Origin of the sequence: Streptomyces sp. NPDC005752, from assembly GCF_040630715.1 — a bacterium.
Classification (GTDB): domain Bacteria; phylum Actinomycetota; class Actinomycetes; order Streptomycetales; family Streptomycetaceae; genus Streptomyces.
The window spans coordinates 1-16,590 of the sequence record NZ_JBEXYB010000060.1 but is presented as its reverse complement, the minus strand read 5'-3'; the positions used below and the strand labels follow the sequence as shown (position 1 = coordinate 16,590).

The window sequence follows — 16,590 nt, the reverse complement described above, 5'->3', positions numbered from 1 at the left end:
CCCTGAGTGAACACGACATCGCTCCCCGCACGGCCGCAGCGCAAGGCGGTACGGTGGGGCGTGAAGGATGCGGCTACGCGGTCCGAGGAGGGAGCCACCGATGATTCTGCTCCGTCGCCTGCTTGGTGACGTGCTGCGTCGGCAGCGCCAGCGCCAAGGCCGTACTCTGCGCGAAGTCTCCTCGTCCGCCCGAGTCTCGCTCGGCTATCTCTCCGAGGTGGAGCGGGGGCAGAAGGAGGCATCCTCCGAACTGCTCTCCGCCATTTGCGACGCGCTGGACGTACGGATGTCCGAGCTCATGCGTGAAGTGAGCGATGAACTGTCGCTGGCTGAGCTGGCCGAGTCGGCAGCCGCCAGTGATGCGGTGCCTGTGCCGGTACGCCCGATGCTCAATTCCGTCTCTGTTGCGTCGGTCGCAGGCGTACCGACGGGACGGGTGACCATCAAGGCGCCCGCGGAAGCGGTGGACGTCGTCGCCGCCTGACCGCACGGTTCGTGGTGAACGGAAGCCCCGGTCGGCCCTCATGGGCCGACCGGGGCTTCCGTGTGTCGCGGTCGGCCCGCGGTGTGTGCGGGGCCGATCGCGGGGCAGGCGCGGAGTGTGGCCGGAGGACAATCCTCCGGAACAGCCCATCGAATGACCGTTTCGCTCCATATGTGACATTGTGGACAAATGGCAAGTCGAACAGCTATCTGAACGGAGAAGTGCATGTCTGTCGTGAAGAGCGCCCTGTCCGAAGGCGACCGCAAGGTCGTGGGAGATGCGCTGCAAGGCGCACTGGTCGACCTGGTCGATCTCTCCCTGGTGGCCAAGCAGGTCCACTGGAATGTGGTCGGCCCGCGCTTCCGCTCCGTGCACCTTCAGCTCGACGAGGTCGTCGACACGGCGCGCCAGCACTCGGACACGGTCGCGGAGAGGGCCTCCGCCATCGGCGTCAACCCGGACGGCCGGTCCCGGACCCTGGCCAAGACCACTGCGATCGATTCCGTGCCCGACGGCTGGATCAAGGACGTGGACGCGGTCCGTGTGCTGGTCGACGCCCTCCGTGTGGTCATCGACCGCATGCGGGAGCGGATCGAGGCGACCGACGAGCCGGACCCCATCAGTCAGGACATCCTGATCACTCTCACTGCGGAACTCGAGAAGCACGCGTGGATGTTCCAGGCCGAAAGCGCCTGAACCTGAATCGAGGAAGGAATCGCCGTGACGGACAAGAAGGCCGTGGACAAGCTCAAGGGCAAGGCCAAGGAAGCGACCGGCAAGCTCACCGGAGACCGGCGCAAGGAAGCCGAAGGCAAGGCCGATCAGGCCAAGGCCAAGACCGAGGGCGCCATGGGCGCTACCGGCGAGCGTGCCAAGGGCGTGAAGGACTCTCTCACCGACGACGACAACAGGTAAGAGAAACGCCGACCCGTGTGCCCCCGTGGATTCCGTGAACCCCCGGGGGCACACGCATGACCTGACCCGGGCCGCGGGATGCAGCCGGCGCCGTCCCGGGGGAAACTGCGAGGGTGGGCCGGTGCTGACCTTTCCCGACGGCGGCCCCACGCAAGGGCGCGCGCCGTCCTTTTGTCCGCGGCCTGCCCGCCGTCAGTGCGCCGGTGCGCCCTCCCGTCAGGAGATCGAGCCGTACTAGCGTCGGCCGGAGGAGGCAGCCATGGTGCGGCGATGGGTGCCGGCGCTCGTACTCGGTGGCCTGTGGTGGTGGGCCGTGCTGCGGCTGTTACTGGAGCCGGAACACGCCGGACTGGTCGAGGGGGCGGTAGCGGCCGGGGGGTGGGGGCTGAGCCTCCTGCCGGTACACGTGGCGGCCGTCGCGCGGCCGGAGCGGGCAGTAGGTAGGCCTGGGGCCGACTCGGAGATATCCCCGGCCCGTGGCAAGGCCGCCGGAAACGGCTCAGCCGGTGGGACCTGACTGGCAGCGCGGGCACCAGTAGGTGGGGCGATCGTCACGCTCCGCCTTGCGGATCGGGGTGGCGCAGCGCAGGCAGGGGCGCCCGGCCCGGCCGTAGACGAAGAGGCGCTCCCGCGTGCGGTTGCGGGACATGGCAGCCGTCGCCCCGGTCGTGGTCCGCATCGGACGCTCACGGTTGGCCTCGAGCAGTTGTCTGGCCGTGCTGATCAGCCGGGTGGCGATGGCCAGGGGCAGCTCGCCCACCGGGAGCCAGGGCGTCGCACGGGCCATGAAGCAGAGCTCGCACATGTACACGTTGCCGATGCCCGCCAGGTTGCGCTGGTCGAGAAGGGCGTCCCCGACCCGGCGCCCGGGGTCGGAGAGCACACGACGCAGAGCGGTCTCCGGATCCCAGTCCGGGCCCAGCAGGTCGGGGCCGAGGTGGCCGACGACCTGCTCCTCGTCCTCGGTGCGGAGCAGTTCGAGGACGGGCAGACGGTAGCCGACGGCGGTGCGGTCCGCGGTGGCGAGCACGGCGCGGATCTGGTGGGCGGGGCCGCCCCGCCATCGTTCGCCATGGTCGTACACCCGCCAGGCGCCTTCCATGCGCAGATGGCTGTGGAGTGTGAGGCCGTCCTGGAAACGGGTGAGCAGATGCTTGCCGCGCGCGGTGACGCCCAGGACCGTCTGGCCGGTCAGATCGGCTGTGGCGAAGCGCGGGACCCGCAGGTCGGAGACCGTCAGGACCTGACCGGCCAGCGCCGTGTCGAGACGCCGGGCGGTCTGCAGGACGGTGTCACCTTCGGGCATGCATCCATCATGCGCGAACCGGGGTGTGCGCGGGTGTCCGCCCGCGCACACCCCGGCTCAGGCGCGGAGCCGCAGACCTCGCGGGGTGGCGAGGAAGCCTGCGGCCTCCAGGGCGCGGCCCAGGGGGGACGTCAGGGAGGAGGCGCCGTTGGTGCGCTCCACCGTGACCGTGCCGAGCGTCCCCGCGCGGGCCTCCGACGCGAGTGCCTCGGCTGCGGCGCGCAGCGCCGGGTCGGCGGGGTCGGTGGGCCACGCGAGGAGGGACTTGCCGCCCCGCTCCATGTAGAGCGTCAGCTCGCCGTCCACGAGGACGACCAGCGCCCCCGCCTTGCGGCCCGGCTTGTGGCCCGCGCCGTCGGGCGACTCGGGCCAGGGCAGTGCGGCGCCGTACGCGTTGGCGGGATCGGCCGCCGCGAGCACCAGCGCCCGGGGAACGGAGCCGGGGTCCGCACGGTCGCGTGCGGTGGAGGCCGCCCTGAGCCGGTCCACCGCGCCGTCCATAGCGAACTGGGCCGCCCCCAGCCCTTCGACGACGTAGCCGCGGCGGGCCTGTCCGCTGTCCTCGAACGCGGCGAGGATGCGGTAGATCGCTGAGAACCCGCCCTCGACACCCTCGGCCTGTACCGCTCCGCGGGTCACCACGCCGTGGCGGTCCAGGAGCGTCCGGGCCAGGGCGTGCGCGCGGTGGGTCGGTTCGGGCTCGGCCGGGGGCAGCAGCGACCAGCGGCCCGACACGGTCGGTGGACCCGTGCGGGAAGCGGTACGGGCGGCTGCCGTCAGTGATCCGTAGCGGCCGCGCGGCACGTTGCGCCTCGCGCGGTGTGCGGTGGAGCCGGCGGTGCGGCCGGAGCCGAGGAGCGAGCGCAGCGGAGCGAGGGTGTCGTTGGTGAGACGGCCGGACCAGACCAGGTCCCAGAGCGCCTCGGCCAGCTGGGAATCGGTGCAGTCCGGGTGAGTGGTGGCCCGGACCTGATCGGCGATCTGCCGGAAGAAGAGCCCGTATCCGCCGGAGAGGACGGTGAGTACCGACTCGTGCAGCGCGGTCTCCTCCAGCGGGAGGGGCGCCGGGAGGAGCAGGGGCGCGCTGTCCGCGAGGTAGACGGACAGCCAGCCGTCCTTTCCGGGCAGGGCGCCCGCACCGGCCCAGACGACCTCCCCGGTGGTCGTGAGCTCGTCGAGCATGACCGGGGTGTATCCGGCGACGCGGCTCGGCAGAATCAGTCTCTCCAGAGCGGACGCGGGGACCGGAGCGCCCTGTAGTTGCTCGATGGCACGGGCCAGCCCGTCGATCCCACGCAGGCTGCCGTCGCCGACGTGTTGCCACTGGGGGAGGAAGCCGGCCAGCGCGGCCGGCGGAACCGGTTCCAGCTCCTGGCGGAGCGCGGCGAGCGAACGGCGGCGCAGCCTCCGCAGGACCGTGGCGTCACACCACTCCTGGCCGATACCCGCAGGGTGGAACTCGCCCTGGACGACGCGACTTGACGCGGCGAGTCGTTGCAGCGCCCCGTCGGTGACGGAGGGCCCGAGGCCGAAACGGCTCGCGGCCTGCGTGGAGGTGAACGGTCCGTGCGTACGGGCGTACCGCGCCAGGAGGTCCCCGAGCGGATCCTTGACCGGCTCGGTGAACGCCTCGGGAACGCCTACGGGAAGCGCGGTGCCGAGCGCGTCACGCAGCCGGCCCGCGTCCTCGACGGCTGCCCAGTGGGCGGCTCCGCCGATGCGGACCCGGATGGCACGCCGGGACGTCTCCAGCTCCGGTGCCCAGGCCGGCTCCGCACCACGCTCCGCCAGCTCGGCGTCGGTGAGGGGACCGAGGACGCGCAGCAGGTCGGCGACCCCCTCGGCGTCCTTGATCTTCCGGTCGTCGGTCAGCCACTGGAGTTCCCGCTCCAGTTCGCCGAGGACGTCGGCGTCCAGCAGCTCCCGCAGCTCCGCCTGGCCGAGCAGCTCGGACAGGAGATGGGAGTCCAGCGAGAGGGCCGCCGCCCGCCGCTCGGCGAGGGGCGAGTCGCCCTCGTACAGGAACTGCGCGACGTAGCCGAAGAGGAGTGAGCGGGCGAACGGAGACGGCTCGGGAGTGGTCACCTCGACCAGACGGATGCGGCGGGCCTCCAGATCGCCCATCAGCTCGGTGAGGCCCGGCACGTCGAAGACGTCCTGCAGGCATTCGCGGACCGCTTCGAGCACGATCGGGAACGAGCCGAACTCGGAGGCCACCTGGAGCAGCTGGGACGCGCGCTGCCGCTGCTGCCACAGTGGTGTGCGCTTTCCCGGGCTGCGCCTGGGCAACAGCAGGGCGCGCGCGGCGCACTCGCGGAACCTGGAGGCGAACAGGGCGGACCCCCCGACCTGTTCGGTGACGACCTGGCTGATCTCTCCTTTGTCGAACACCACGTCGGTCGCCCCGACGGGGGGCTGCTCACTGTCGTATCCGGCGGCGGGAAAACCCGGGCCGGTCTCCCCGCGTCCCGGACCGTCGGCGGCCCCACCGCCCGCACCGGCCTGTGCCGGGTCGAAGTCGAGGAGGTCGAGGCCCATCAGATCGGCGTCGGGCAGCCGCAGCACGATGCCGTCGTCCGCGTGCATGACCTGCGCGTCCATGCCGTACCGCTCGCCGAGACGGGCGGACAGGGCGAGTGCCCACGGGGCGTGCACCTGGGCACCGAAGGGCGAGTGCACCACGATCCGCCAGTCGCCCAGCTCGTCCCGGAACCTCTCGACGAGGATGGTCCGGTCGTCGGGGACGTGGCCGCAGGCCCGGCGCTGTTCGTCGAGGTAGGCCAGGATGTTGTCCGCCGCCCAGGCATCGAGCCCGGCGGTGAGCAGCCGGAGTCTGGCGTCCTCGGCGGACAGCGCCCCGAGCTCGCGGAGGAACGCGCCCAGCGCCCGTCCCAGCTCCAGCGGGCGGCCCAGCTGGTCGCCCTTCCAGAAAGGCAGCCGGCCCGGCACTCCGGGGGCGGGCGAGACCAGGACCCTGTCCCTGGTGATGTCCTCGATGCGCCAGGACGTGGTGCCCAGCGTGAAGACGTCGCCCACCCGGGACTCGTAGACCATCTCCTCGTCCAGCTCACCGACGCGTCCGCCGCCCTTCTTCGGGTCCGCGCCGGCCAGGAAGACACCGAAGAGCCCGCGGTCGGGGATGGTGCCGCCCGAGGTGACGGCGAGCCGCTGGGCACCGGGGCGGCCCGTGACCGCGCCGCTGACCCGGTCCCACACCACGCGGGGCCGCAGTTCCGCGAAGGCGTCGGACGGATAGCGTCCGGCGAGCATGTCGAGCACGGCGGTGAACGCCGATTCGGGGAGCGAGGCGAAGGGAGCCGCCCGGCGGGCGAGGGCGAGGAGGTCGTCGGCCTGCCAGCTGTCGAGCGCGACCGTGGCGACGATCTGCTGGGCGAGCACGTCCAGCGGGTTGGACGGGATTCGCAGGGCCTCGATGGCGCCTTCACGCATCCGCTCCGTGACGACGGCCGCCTGCACCAGGTCGCCGCGGTACTTCGGGAAGACCACGCCGGTGGACACGGCGCCGACCTGGTGCCCGGCGCGTCCCACCCGCTGCAGCCCCGAGGCCACGGAAGGCGGCGACTCGACCTGGATCACCAGGTCGACCGCTCCCATGTCGATCCCCAGCTCCAGGCTGGAGGTGGCCACCACGGCGGGCAGACGGCCCGCTTTGAGGTCCTCCTCCACCTGGGAGCGCTGTTCCTTGGACACCGACCCGTGGTGCGCACGGGCGAGGAGCGGGGGCGCCCCTTTCGCAGCCCCGGACTGAGCCATGATCTCGGCGGGGGAGTGGGCCTCGGCCAGGGGGTCGTTGCTTCCGGGCTCCTCCTCCGGCGCCACGCCGGCCGCCCGCTCGTAGGCGATCTCGTTCAGCCGGTTGCACAGGCGTTCCGCGAGCCGCCGGGAATTGGCGAAGACGATCGTGGAACGGTGCGCCTGCACGAGATCGGCGATCCGTTCCTCGACATGGGGCCAGATCGACGGCTTCTCCGCCTGGCCGCCCTCGTCGCCCGTGGCGGGGGAACCGCTCAGCTCGCCGAGATCCTCCACAGGAACCACGACGGAGAGGTCGAACTCCTTGGCGGACGGCGGCTGGACGATCTCCACTCTCCGCTGCGGCGACAGGAACCGCGCGACCTCGTCGACCGGGCGGACCGTCGCCGACAGCCCGATGCGCCGCGCGGGCCGCGGCAACAGCTCGTCCAGACGCTCCAGCGACACGGCGAGATGAGCACCGCGCTTGGTGCCCGCGACGGCGTGCACCTCGTCCACGATCACCGTCTCGACCCCTGCCAGCGCGTCCCGCGCCGAGGAGGTGAGCATCAGGAACAGGGATTCGGGAGTGGTGATCAGAATGTCCGGGGGTTTCGTCGCCATCGAACGGCGCTCGGCCGGAGGAGTGTCGCCGGAGCGGATCCCCACCCGCACCTCCGGCTCGGGCAGGCCCAGGCGCACCGACTCCTGGCGGATCCCGGTCAGCGGTGACCGCAGGTTCCGCTCGACGTCGACGGCGAGAGCCTTCATCGGTGACACGTACAGCACGCGGCAGCGCTTCTTCGCCTCGGCGGGAGGCGGTACGGCCGCGAGCCGGTCCAGAGAGGCGAGGAACGCGGCCAGCGTCTTGCCCGATCCGGTCGGTGCGACGACCAGCACGTCCGAACCCTCACCGATCGCCCGCCAGGCACCCTCCTGCGCCGCGGTGGGCGCGTCGAAGGCCGCCGCGAACCAGCTGCGGGTCGCGGGCGTGAAGGAGTCGAGTGCGGAACCGGCCATGCACCCCATCGTGCACCCCGCCACTGACAACGGCCGGTGGGCGTGCCCGGCACGGCCACCCCACCTTTCCGCGCCGCAGCCCCGGGGGCCACGTCTCCGGCACGATCGCCGGCGGTGTCGAGGGCGTGGGCCTCCCCACCGCCACCGTACGTGCCGGTCGCCCACCACAGTGCCCTGTTCCGGAGCAGCGCGGGTCGAGCAGCACGGGTCAGTCGAGCCTCCGACCGTACGCCCGGAGGGTCTGCAGGGCCCTGATCGTCACGATCGGGCGGCCCTCCAGGGCGGTTCCGGGCGCCCACTCCCGCCAGTTGACCGGCCAGCCGCCGTCCTCCTGCTGCTCGGCCGCCAGATGGTCCAGTGCTCTTTCCAGTTCGCCGTCGCTGAACCAGCGGCGGGCCAGCGACCCGGGTGTGCGGGCGTAGTCGTAAGGGAAGTGGTGTTCCGCGGGCGCGTAACCGGCGGCTACCGGGTATTCCGCGCGGCGTCCCGGGTCCAGCACCACCAGCCGATGCTCACGCACGAGTTCTCCCAGTCGGCCGGCGGCCGATTCGGCGCGTGCACGGTCGGGCACGCCGTCCAGGAAGGCGAGGGCCGCCTCGATCTCGTACGGATGTGACTGCTCCAGAGCGTCCACGGCGGCCCAGCAGAAGTCGGTGGCCCTGAAGAGCCAGGCGTGCCAGACCTGATTGCGGTGCAGAAGGCCGACGACCGGGCCCGTCGCCAGCAGTTCGGCGGGCGGGTCGTCGACCGCGGGGATGAAGGGGGCTGCGGGATAGCCGCGCTGGGAGGGATGCAGGGCGGGCAGGGCGCCCTCCTTGGTCGACACCTCCGTCAGGTAGCGGCAGATCCGCTCCACGCGCAGACCGCCGCAGCCCCCGATCGAGTCGAGGACGCTCAGCGCGTGCGCGGTGTGCAGGGGCTGACTCACAGGTCCGCGGAGGTCGGGTTCGAGCGCGTAGCCGTAACCGCCGTCCTCGTTCCGGTAGGCGGCGAGCGCGGTCTCGACGGTGTCCGCGCTTCCTCCGAGGAAGAGATGGGCGAACCGCCGCTGTTCGAGAACGCGTGCGGTGAGCCAGATGAACTGCTCGGCGCGGGCGAGAGGGTTTGCTCCGGTTCCAGCCATGAACCGACCGTAGAGGGGAAAGTGACGGCGGCATGGCCTCACGGCCGGGCTGCACTCTCAGGAGCGGGATACTGAAGGCATGCGGTTGACGATTTTCTGGGAACGGATGGCGGACCACTTCGGCGCGGCCTACGCCGAATCCTTCGCGCGCGATCACGTCATGGCGGAGCTCGGCGGCCGTACGGTGCACGAGGCGCTGGCCGCGGGCTGGGAGGCCAAGGACGTGTGGCGCGGGGTCTGCTCGGCCGTCGGCGTCCCTCCGGACCGGCGCTGACCGAAGCGGTGCCGCCCACCGGCACGACCGCCTCGGACGCGCACAGTGTCACCGGAGCCCGTCGCCGACGGGCTGCGCGGTCGGCTGTCTCCGCAGTGAGCGAGACTTGTCCCGTGGCCCCGACAGACGAGACCGACCAGACCCAGCCGCCCGCCCCACCGCCCGTCCCGCCGGCCGCACCACCCGGTCCGACCCTCGGCACCGGCCCCGTCCGCATGCCCGGCTGGCTGCCGCGCGCGATGGTCATGGCACTGACGCTCTACGGGTGCTTCCAGCTGGGCAGCTGGGCGTTTTACCAGCTCATCGGACTGCTGACCAACATCCTCATCGCCTTCTTCCTGGCGCTGGCCATCGAGCCGGCCGTCAGCCGCATGGCCGGGTACGGGATGCGCCGGGGGCTCGCCACCTTCCTGGTCTTCCTCGCCGTGCTGGTCGCCGGGGTCGGCTTCGTCCTCCTGCTCGGCTCGATGCTCGCCGGCCAGATCGTGGACATGGTCGAGGAGTTCCCCAAGTACCTCGACTCGGTGATCAACTGGGTCAACCAGACGTTCCGCACGGAGCTCTCCCGGGTCGAGGTGCAGGACAGCCTGCTGCACTCCGACTGGCTCCAGAAGTACGTGCAGAACAGCGCGACCGGCGTGCTCGACGTCTCCACCACCGTGCTCGGCGGACTGTTCCGGCTGTTGATGATCTTCCTGTTCTCGTTCTACTTCGCTGCCGACGGCCCCCGGCTGCGGCGCGCGCTGTGCTCGGTACTGCCGCCCTCCCGGCAGACCGAGGTGCTGCGCGCCTGGGAGATCGCGGTCGACAAGACCGGTGGCTACATCTACTCGCGCGGGCTGATGGCCCTGATCTCCGGCGCGGCGCACTACATCCTGCTGGTGGTCCTCGGTGTGCCCTACGCGCCGGCGCTCGCCGTCTGGGTCGGGCTGGTCTCGCAGTTCATCCCCACGATCGGTACGTACCTGGCGGGCGCGCTGCCCATGCTGATCGCCTTCACCGTCGACCCCTGGTACGCGTTGTGGGTCCTCGGCTTCGTCGTGGTCTACCAGCAGTTCGAGAACTACGTGCTGCAGCCGAAGCTCACATCCAAGACGGTCGACATCCATCCCGCGGTCGCCTTCGGATCGGTGGTCGCGGGCACTGCGCTGATGGGTGCCGTGGGTGCGCTGATCGCCATCCCGGCCGTCGCGACGCTGCAGGCGTTCCTGGGGGCGTACGTGAAGCGCTACGACGTGACCGACGACCCCAGGGTGCACGGCGGCCACCGCCCGCGCCGCGGCGAACCCCTGATGTCAAGGTTCCGCCGCGCTGTGCGGGCCGGGGCGGAGGGCGGGTCGGGGCCCCGTCGGCCGTAACGGGTGACGTCGGCCGGCAGTCGGGACCTGGGCCTCGCCCGGACCGTGGCCTCCTGTCGCCCGGATCCGGCGCCGGGGTCTGTCACAGTTCGTCGACTTGCTCGATATCGCCCGTTTCGCGCCACTACCCTCGGCTGTGTCGGCCCGGAGCGGTGCGCTTGACACTAAATTCGAACATCCATTCTCATGGGATTCCGGCCGGGTTTTGCCGGGCCCGACCGTGGAGTTGTCCACAGGGCGGGAGGACGTCGAGGCCCATTGTCAGTGGCAGGGGTTAGCGTCTGTGACGTGAAGCGATCGACTCAAGCAAATCGGGTGGAACCCATGGCAGGAACCGACCGCGAGAAGGCGCTGGACGCCGCACTCGCACAGATTGAACGGCAATTCGGTAAGGGCGCGGTGATGCGCCTCGGTGAGCGGCCGAACGAGCCGATCGAGGTGATCCCCACCGGGTCCACCGCGCTCGACGTCGCGCTCGGTGTCGGCGGGCTGCCCCGCGGCCGTGTGGTGGAGGTGTACGGACCGGAGTCCTCCGGCAAGACGACGCTGACGCTGCACGCCGTGGCGAACGCGCAGAAGCTCGGCGGCTCGGTGGCGTTCATCGACGCGGAGCACGCTCTGGACCCGGAGTACGCGAAGAAGCTCGGCGTCGACATCGACAGCCTCATCCTCTCGCAGCCTGACAACGGTGAGCAGGCGCTGGAGATCGTGGACATGCTGGTCCGCTCCGGCGCACTTGACCTGATCGTCATCGACTCCGTCGCGGCCCTGGTGCCCCGCGCGGAGATCGAGGGTGAGATGGGCGACTCGCACGTGGGTCTGCAGGCGCGTCTGATGAGCCAGGCGCTCCGGAAGATCACCAGCGCGCTCAACCAGTCCAAGACCACCGCGATCTTCATCAACCAGCTGCGCGAGAAGATCGGTGTGATGTTCGGTTCACCGGAGACCACGACCGGTGGCCGGGCGCTGAAGTTCTACGCCTCGGTGCGTCTGGACATCCGGCGGATCGAGACGCTGAAGGACGGCACCGACGCCGTGGGTAACCGCACTCGCGTCAAGGTCGTGAAGAACAAGGTGGCGCCGCCCTTCAAGCAGGCCGAGTTCGACATCCTCTACGGCCAGGGCATCAGCCGTGAGGGCGGTCTGATCGACATGGGCGTGGAGCACGGCTTCGTCCGCAAGGCCGGTGCCTGGTACACCTACGAGGGCGACCAGCTCGGCCAGGGCAAGGAGAACTCGCGCAACTTCCTCAAGGACAACCCCGACCTCGCCAACGAGATCGAGAAGAAGATCCTCGACAAGCTCGGTGTCGGTGTCCGTGCGGACGACGCGGCGGCCGATGCCGGGGCCGATGCCCCGGCCACCGCGGGTGCTCCGGCCGACGGAGCGGCGGCCAAGTCGGTACCGGCTCCCGCGACCAAGGCGAAGCCCGCCAAGACCGCAGCCGCCAAGAGCTAGGCCGTGACGCGTCGCACGGAGTGGCCGGGTGCCGACGCCGGTGACGGTCCCGGTCCCGAGTACGCCGCGGAACCGTCCGGGGATCTCCCGGAGCCCGGCCGGAGGGCCGGGTTCGGCGAAGGGGCGGGCCGTCGTTCCCGCTCCCGTTCCACAGGCAGCGGTTCCCCTTCCTCGTCGAGGGCCGAGAAGGGGGAACCGCGAGACCCGGTCGAGCAGGCGCGCAACATCTGTCTCAGGCTGCTGACGGGGACCCCGCGTACCCGTAAGCAGTTGGCCGACGCGCTTCGCAAGCGGGAGATCCCCGACGAGGCGGCCGAGGAAGTGCTCTCCCGGTTCGAGGACGTGGGGCTGATCGACGACGCGGCGTTCGCGGACGCCTGGGTCGAGTCCCGGCACCATGGCAGAGGGCTGGCCCGCCGTGCTCTCGTGCGGGAGCTGCGCACCAAGGGTGTGGACCCGGTGGTGATCGACGAGGCGGTCGGGCAGCTCGACCCCGAACAGGAGGAGGACACCGCCAGGGAGCTCGTCGCGCGGAAGCTCCGCTCCACACGGGGCCTGGACCGTGACAAGCGTCTGCGCCGGCTGGCGGGCATGCTCGCCCGCAAGGGCTACGGCGAGGGGATGGCCCTGCGCGTGGTGTGTCAGGCGATCGAGGCGGAGGGAGAGGACACGGAAGGGCTGGACGAGCTCTTCTGACCGGGAGGCGGGGGAAGCGGAGGGGGAGCGGGGAGACAAGCCGACTGCTACCGGGCACGGGGGACGGCTCCGCCCGGCGTGACCGGGGCCGAGGAGCAGGCGCACAGGCCACAGAATGGGTCTGTGGTGGTGGTGTGGGGGCTGCGACCGGCCGGCCGCGCTCGATGCCTGGCCGGGGCGGCCGGCAGGGGGCACCGGCCGGACTGCTTCCGGACAGGGGCAGGTGGTCGCCCGTCGGGGAGTGCGCTGTCAGGGCATTCGACAGCCGGGCCGGGCAGGACTCAGTGTCCTGCCAGTGACGCCCGGCGGATCGTGGTGTCGATCAGGGCGAGCGCGTCTGCTGCGGTGCGGCCGGGGTGGCGGTTCCAGGGGCCGATCAGATCCGTCCAGCCCTGCGACCGAAGCTCGGTGATGAGCCAGGCGCCGGCGCGGTCGACGGTGTCGAGCGACCCGTAGCCGAGCCGGTGGGCGGTCAGCATGGCCCCGCAGAGGCAGCGCGCACCACGGGCGTTGCGCAGGCGGTAGGGGGTGTTCTGCCAGCCCCACTCGGCCAGGATCCGCCGCGCGTGGCCGAGGTGGGTGGACGGACGGACATCGGGCTGGCCGATGCGGCGCCACGCGTGCAGATGCTCGGGCAGCACCGCGCCGAAGCGCCCGGGGAGCGGCCGTTCGCGGGGCGGGCGCGCGGGCAAGGCCCGTAGGGAGTCCTCGACGAGCCTGTCGACGGGCACGGACAGCAGCGCCCGCCAGTCGTGCGTGCGCACGGGCCGTGCCCAGGTGTCCGGCACGGAAGCGGCGGGAGCGGGTTCGCGCACGGTGCGTTCCCAGCCTGCGACGATGCGCTGCCACGCGTCCGTGCCGTGGAGCAGGGAGGCCTGTGCGTCGAGCTGGTCAGGGGTGAGCTGAGCGGTGTCCATCGGCACGACATCTCCGTACATTCCGTCCTCGGTGATGAGGCGAATGTCCGTCGCGCGCGTCGATTGCTCCACCGGAGAGCAGCGTTCGGGTGGGCAGGGGAGTCATTCGGCCCTGGGCGCGGCCGTCGCTGAGGGCCCAGGACCGTTCCTGTCAGAGAATGACCGGGAGCCCGGCGGCTCGCCATGCCTGGAAGCCGCCGGCCAGATCCGTGGCGCGGTGCAGCCCCAGTCGGCGCAGGGAGGCGACCGCCAGACTCGAGGCGTAGCCCTCGTTGCAGATCACCACGACCCGCAGATCGTGGCTCACCGCCTGCGGGGCGCGGTGGCTGCCCTGCGGATCGAGCCGCCATTCCAGCTCGTTGCGCTCGACGACCAGAGCCCCTGGGATCAGGCCGTCCTTCTCGCGCAGCGCCGCGTAGCGGATGTCGACCAGCAGTGCCCCCTCCGCAGCGGCGGCTGCGGTCTCCCCGGGGCCGATCCGTTCGTAACCGGCCCGTACCCGGTCGAGCAGTGCGTCGATGCCCACTGGAGGTTCACCGCCCGGGTGTTCTCCGGGACCGCCCCGGTCCTCGACGCTCACTGCCAGTCCTCCGGGCGTTCTGTCTGCTCGAGGCGCAGCACCGCTCCCGTGCGGCTGTAGCGGCGGATCTGCGGCAGCGGCGGGTAGTACGCGTGCACCGACACGGCGTGCTGCTGTCCGGACTCGTTGAGCACCTCGTGGACGTGGTGCCGGCCGAACGCCCTGCCCTGGCCGGTCGCCAGCAGTCGGCTCCGGTCTACGCCCTCGCTCAGTTCCAGGGTCCTCCAGCCGTCGGTGGGCAGCCGCGCGGCCAGCGAGTACTCCTTGAGGGCGCCCGCGGCGACGGTGAACGCGCCCGTCGATTCGGCATGGTCGTGCCAGCCGGTGCCCGTACCGGGCGGCCAGCTGATCAGCCACGCCTCGCTGCCGCCGGGGCCCTCGAGGCGGAGCCAGGTGCGCCCCTCCGGGTCGAGCGGGAGCGAGGCGACGAGCGCCGTGTCCTGCGCGGTCCGGCGGACGAAGTCGAGCAGCTCCGCCGCGGTCGGGGCGTGCGGGCCGACGGCTGCCGCGGCCGACGGGTCCGTGTCGACGGGGGACTCGGGTGCGGGGAGGGAGGGAAGGGATGCAGACACAAGGGCCGTCCTGAGAAGTTCGCTCGGGAGCACAGCCGTGCCGTGAGCAGCAGGGCGTGCGGGGGCAGGCGATTCAGCAGGACGGACGACACACGCAGCCCGCATAGCGGACGAGGTCCATATGGACCCTCCGCCACAGGTGCACGTCGGTGTCGGTCATGATCTGGAGTACACCATGTGCGCCTGTGGCGGTCAATTGACGTCCGCGGTCCGGTCGGAGCCCGTGGTGGTGCGGGCCTCGTCCTCCGGCTCCCCGCCCACGCCGCCGCCGCGTGCCGTGTCGGCCGCAGCGTAGAGCTCGGCGGGACGCACCCCGCTGAAGGCCGCCACGAGATGCCCGTCCGGCCTGACCAGCAACACTGTGTGCGCCGTCGCGCCCGGGTAGCTCTCGGTCACCAGCAGCTCGGCCTTCGCGGGAAGGGCGTCCACCGCGTCGACGAGCCGGGGCATGACACCCGCGGTCAGCCAGTGCCGTCTGTCCCACACCCCGGTGCCCGGTGCGACCAGGATCACCAACAGGTTTCCCAGGCCCAGCCGGTCGCGTAGCCGTACCGCCTTCCCGTCGGGCGCCGTCACCCACACATCGGCGACCGGGGTGCCAGGGGCGGTCCCCACCGAGGCGTGAGCCTCGGCGCGTTGAGGCGAAAGGGGGGAGTGCGTGTACGAAGGGGGTGCGCCCAGGGGACCGCATCCCAGGTGGCCGTCGGCCAGCAAGGTGTCGTGACCGCGCGCCGCGCCGGAGACGAGCGTCCGGAGTCCGGCGCCGCCTCGAAGTATCGGCAGCGACTGGTCGGCGGCACGGAGCCGGGAGGCGACGGCGGTCCTGCGCTCGGCCTGGTAGCTGTCGAGGAGAAGCTCGGAGGCACTCCGGTGCCACGCCTGTGCCAGCTTCCAGGCGAGGTTCTCGGCGTCCCGCAGCCCTTCGTCCAGGCCCTGGGTGCCGAGGGCGCCCAGCAGGTGTGCGGCATCTCCGGCGAGGAACGCGCGCCCGGACCGCCAGCGTCTGGCCAGCCGGTGATGCAGCGTGTACACCCCGGTGTCCAGCAGTTCGTAGGCCGGCGTCTCACCGCACCAGCCGCCGAGGGTGTCGCGGACACGGGTGATCAGGGCGTCGGGGGTGACGAGTTCACCGCGTGGCGGCAGGAGCCAGTCGAGCCGCCAGACCCCGTCGGGCAGCGGCCGCGCGGTGACCTCCGAACCACCCGAACGCCAGGGCGGGGACCTGTGCAGCACTGCCTCGCCCGGCCAGGGCAGTTCGGCGCGGAGCGCGGCGACCGCATGCCGTTCCACCGCCGTACGGCCTGGAAACCTGATGTCCAGGAGCTTGCGTACGGTGGATCGCGCACCGTCGCAGCCTGCCAGATAACTCCCACGCCACCACGTCGAACCGGGCTCCCGTGTGTGCACCGTGACACCGTGCGGGTCCTGCTCCAGGGTGTCGATCCTGCTCGAGGGCACCACGGTGATCAGGCTCTGCGCGCCCACCGCCGCCCGTAGACCTCCGGTGAGCGCGTGCTGGGGCAGATGCACGGGCGAGGGCAACGGGACGGTGCCCTCCTCCTCGCCCAGCGGCACGGCCCGCACCAGTTGCTTGCGCCGCACCGACCGCCAGCCGCTCCATCGCAGGCCCTCGTCGTGGAGGGTCGTGCAGCCGAGGCGTGTCACCAGGTCCGCGGTGTCCTCGCGCAGCACGACGGTGCGTGCGGGGCGTGGTTCGTCGACGCCCGGTCCCTCGTCGAGCAGGACGGAGGGAACGCCCTGAGCCGCGAGAGCGAGCGAGAGCGCCAGACCGACCGGCCCGGCGCCGACGACGATCACCGGGTCCACGGTGTGATCCCTCCGACGGCGTTCGTCGAGGTCGAGGGGGAGGAGAGGGAGGCGGCAGGGGCGGTTCGGGGCGGGATCACAGAACGTATGCAACCTACTGTCGGTGCGTGCGTCAAGTGACGTGGGCACGTGGTGGGGGGCGCGGCGTGCATGCCGCGCCCCCCGGGCCGGAACAGGGCGGACAGCCTGTCAGGCCTTGTCCGTCTGCACGGACTTGAGTCCGGGCAACTCGCGTCCCAGGGTCCCCAGGTGCCGGCCGTTGCGGCAGGAGGGGCACCGGCCACCGGGCCGGTGCCCCTCCTGCCGC

At 71.5% G+C, this 16,590-nt stretch carries 16 protein-coding genes; 8 read left to right on the top strand and 8 right to left on the bottom strand.

Annotated elements, in window-relative coordinates; genetic code table 11:
• Positions 1-100: 100 nt before the first annotated feature.
• The 4 genes from ABZ441_RS32120 (at position 101) to ABZ441_RS32105 (ending at position 1,916) form a co-directional block, all read left to right on the top strand.
• Positions 101-484, top strand: coding sequence for a helix-turn-helix transcriptional regulator (locus ABZ441_RS32120; RefSeq protein ID WP_014153702.1), 384 nt, complete (start codon positions 101-103; stop codon positions 482-484).
• A 225-nt stretch (positions 485-709) separates the two neighbouring features.
• Positions 710-1,180: a DNA starvation/stationary phase protection protein gene (locus ABZ441_RS32115; RefSeq protein WP_205023523.1), complete on the top strand. Its 471-nt coding sequence runs from the start codon at positions 710-712 to the stop codon at positions 1,178-1,180.
• A 24-nt stretch (positions 1,181-1,204) separates the two neighbouring features.
• The gene (locus ABZ441_RS32110; RefSeq protein ID WP_358980682.1) at positions 1,205-1,399 is read left to right on the top strand and encodes a CsbD family protein; all 195 of its coding nucleotides are present in this window, start codon (positions 1,205-1,207) and stop codon (positions 1,397-1,399) included.
• 259 nt (positions 1,400-1,658) lie between these two features.
• Complete coding sequence (locus ABZ441_RS32105; protein ID WP_358980680.1) at positions 1,659-1,916, top strand: hypothetical protein; 258 nt, start codon at positions 1,659-1,661, stop codon at positions 1,914-1,916.
• On the opposite strand, the gene ABZ441_RS32100 is transcribed toward ABZ441_RS32105, so the two are convergent.
• From ABZ441_RS32100 to ABZ441_RS32090, 3 genes are all read right to left on the bottom strand, one after another.
• Complete coding sequence (locus tag ABZ441_RS32100) at positions 1,899-2,705, bottom strand: DNA-formamidopyrimidine glycosylase family protein (RefSeq protein ID WP_358980678.1); 807 nt, start codon at positions 2,703-2,705, stop codon at positions 1,899-1,901. The two genes, ABZ441_RS32105 and ABZ441_RS32100, sit on opposite strands and share 18 nt — an antisense overlap.
• 57 nt (positions 2,706-2,762) lie before the next feature.
• Entirely contained in the window at positions 2,763-7,478 is a 4,716-nt protein-coding gene (locus ABZ441_RS32095) for a DEAD/DEAH box helicase (RefSeq protein WP_358980675.1), read from the bottom strand.
• A gap of 208 nt (positions 7,479-7,686) precedes the next feature.
• The gene (locus ABZ441_RS32090; protein ID WP_358980673.1) at positions 7,687-8,601 is read right to left on the bottom strand and encodes a hypothetical protein; all 915 of its coding nucleotides are present in this window, start codon (positions 8,599-8,601) and stop codon (positions 7,687-7,689) included.
• Positions 8,602-8,680: 79 nt separating this feature from the next.
• Here ABZ441_RS32090 and ABZ441_RS32085 point away from each other — a divergent pair, with 79 nt between their 5' ends.
• The 4 genes from ABZ441_RS32085 to recX all read left to right on the top strand — a co-directional run bounded on the left by ABZ441_RS32085 (position 8,681) and on the right by recX (position 12,387).
• Positions 8,681-8,875, top strand: a complete 195-nt coding sequence (locus tag ABZ441_RS32085) for a DUF3046 domain-containing protein (RefSeq protein WP_358980671.1) — start codon at positions 8,681-8,683, stop codon at positions 8,873-8,875.
• Between the two features lie 215 nt (positions 8,876-9,090).
• The gene (locus ABZ441_RS32080) at positions 9,091-10,233 is read left to right on the top strand and encodes an AI-2E family transporter (protein WP_358980704.1); all 1,143 of its coding nucleotides are present in this window, start codon (positions 9,091-9,093) and stop codon (positions 10,231-10,233) included.
• Between the two features lie 324 nt (positions 10,234-10,557).
• Positions 10,558-11,691: a recombinase RecA gene (gene recA, locus ABZ441_RS32075; protein WP_358980669.1), complete on the top strand. Its 1,134-nt coding sequence runs from the start codon at positions 10,558-10,560 to the stop codon at positions 11,689-11,691.
• 3 nt (positions 11,692-11,694) lie between these two features.
• A complete protein-coding gene (gene recX / locus ABZ441_RS32070) occupies positions 11,695-12,387 on the top strand; it encodes a recombination regulator RecX (RefSeq protein WP_358980667.1) in 693 nt (230 codons plus the stop codon).
• A gap of 281 nt (positions 12,388-12,668) precedes the next feature.
• On the opposite strand, the gene ABZ441_RS32065 is transcribed toward recX, so the two are convergent.
• From ABZ441_RS32065 to ABZ441_RS32045, 5 genes are all read right to left on the bottom strand, one after another.
• Entirely contained in the window at positions 12,669-13,304 is a 636-nt protein-coding gene (locus ABZ441_RS32065) for a hypothetical protein (RefSeq protein ID WP_358980665.1), read from the bottom strand.
• A gap of 151 nt (positions 13,305-13,455) precedes the next feature.
• The gene (locus tag ABZ441_RS32060) at positions 13,456-13,884 is read right to left on the bottom strand and encodes a rhodanese-like domain-containing protein (protein ID WP_358980662.1); all 429 of its coding nucleotides are present in this window, start codon (positions 13,882-13,884) and stop codon (positions 13,456-13,458) included.
• Positions 13,881-14,456: a cysteine dioxygenase gene (locus ABZ441_RS32055; protein ID WP_358980660.1), complete on the bottom strand. Its 576-nt coding sequence runs from the start codon at positions 14,454-14,456 to the stop codon at positions 13,881-13,883. Before ABZ441_RS32055 ends, ABZ441_RS32060 begins: the two co-directional genes overlap by 4 nt.
• A 73-nt stretch (positions 14,457-14,529) precedes the next feature.
• Positions 14,530-14,616, bottom strand: a complete 87-nt coding sequence (locus tag ABZ441_RS32050) for a putative leader peptide (RefSeq protein ID WP_358980702.1) — start codon at positions 14,614-14,616, stop codon at positions 14,530-14,532.
• Between the two features lie 32 nt (positions 14,617-14,648).
• Positions 14,649-16,283: an FAD-dependent monooxygenase gene (locus tag ABZ441_RS32045; protein ID WP_358980658.1), complete on the bottom strand. Its 1,635-nt coding sequence runs from the start codon at positions 16,281-16,283 to the stop codon at positions 14,649-14,651.
• Positions 16,284-16,590 lie beyond the last annotated feature (307 nt).

What these genes read in the sequence shown, in the direction of transcription:
- ABZ441_RS32120 (WP_014153702.1), top strand. Translation starts at nt 101, where the DNA reads ATGATTCTGCTCCGTCGCCTGCTTGGTGACGTGCTGCGTCGGCAGCGC.
- ABZ441_RS32115 (WP_205023523.1), top strand. Translation starts at nt 710, where the DNA reads ATGTCTGTCGTGAAGAGCGCCCTGTCCGAAGGCGACCGCAAGGTCGTG.
- ABZ441_RS32105 (WP_358980680.1), top strand. Translation starts at nt 1,659, where the DNA reads ATGGTGCGGCGATGGGTGCCGGCGCTCGTACTCGGTGGCCTGTGGTGG.
- ABZ441_RS32100 (WP_358980678.1), bottom strand. Translation starts at nt 2,705, where the DNA reads ATGCCCGAAGGTGACACCGTCCTGCAGACCGCCCGGCGTCTCGACACG.
- ABZ441_RS32095 (WP_358980675.1), bottom strand. Translation starts at nt 7,478, where the DNA reads ATGGCCGGTTCCGCACTCGACTCCTTCACGCCCGCGACCCGCAGCTGG.
- ABZ441_RS32090 (WP_358980673.1), bottom strand. Translation starts at nt 8,601, where the DNA reads ATGGCTGGAACCGGAGCAAACCCTCTCGCCCGCGCCGAGCAGTTCATC.
- ABZ441_RS32085 (WP_358980671.1), top strand. Translation starts at nt 8,681, where the DNA reads ATGCGGTTGACGATTTTCTGGGAACGGATGGCGGACCACTTCGGCGCG.
- ABZ441_RS32080 (WP_358980704.1), top strand. Translation starts at nt 9,091, where the DNA reads ATGCCCGGCTGGCTGCCGCGCGCGATGGTCATGGCACTGACGCTCTAC.
- recA (WP_358980669.1), top strand. Translation starts at nt 10,558, where the DNA reads ATGGCAGGAACCGACCGCGAGAAGGCGCTGGACGCCGCACTCGCACAG.
- ABZ441_RS32065 (WP_358980665.1), bottom strand. Translation starts at nt 13,304, where the DNA reads ATGGACACCGCTCAGCTCACCCCTGACCAGCTCGACGCACAGGCCTCC.
- ABZ441_RS32050 (WP_358980702.1), bottom strand. Translation starts at nt 14,616, where the DNA reads ATGACCGACACCGACGTGCACCTGTGGCGGAGGGTCCATATGGACCTC.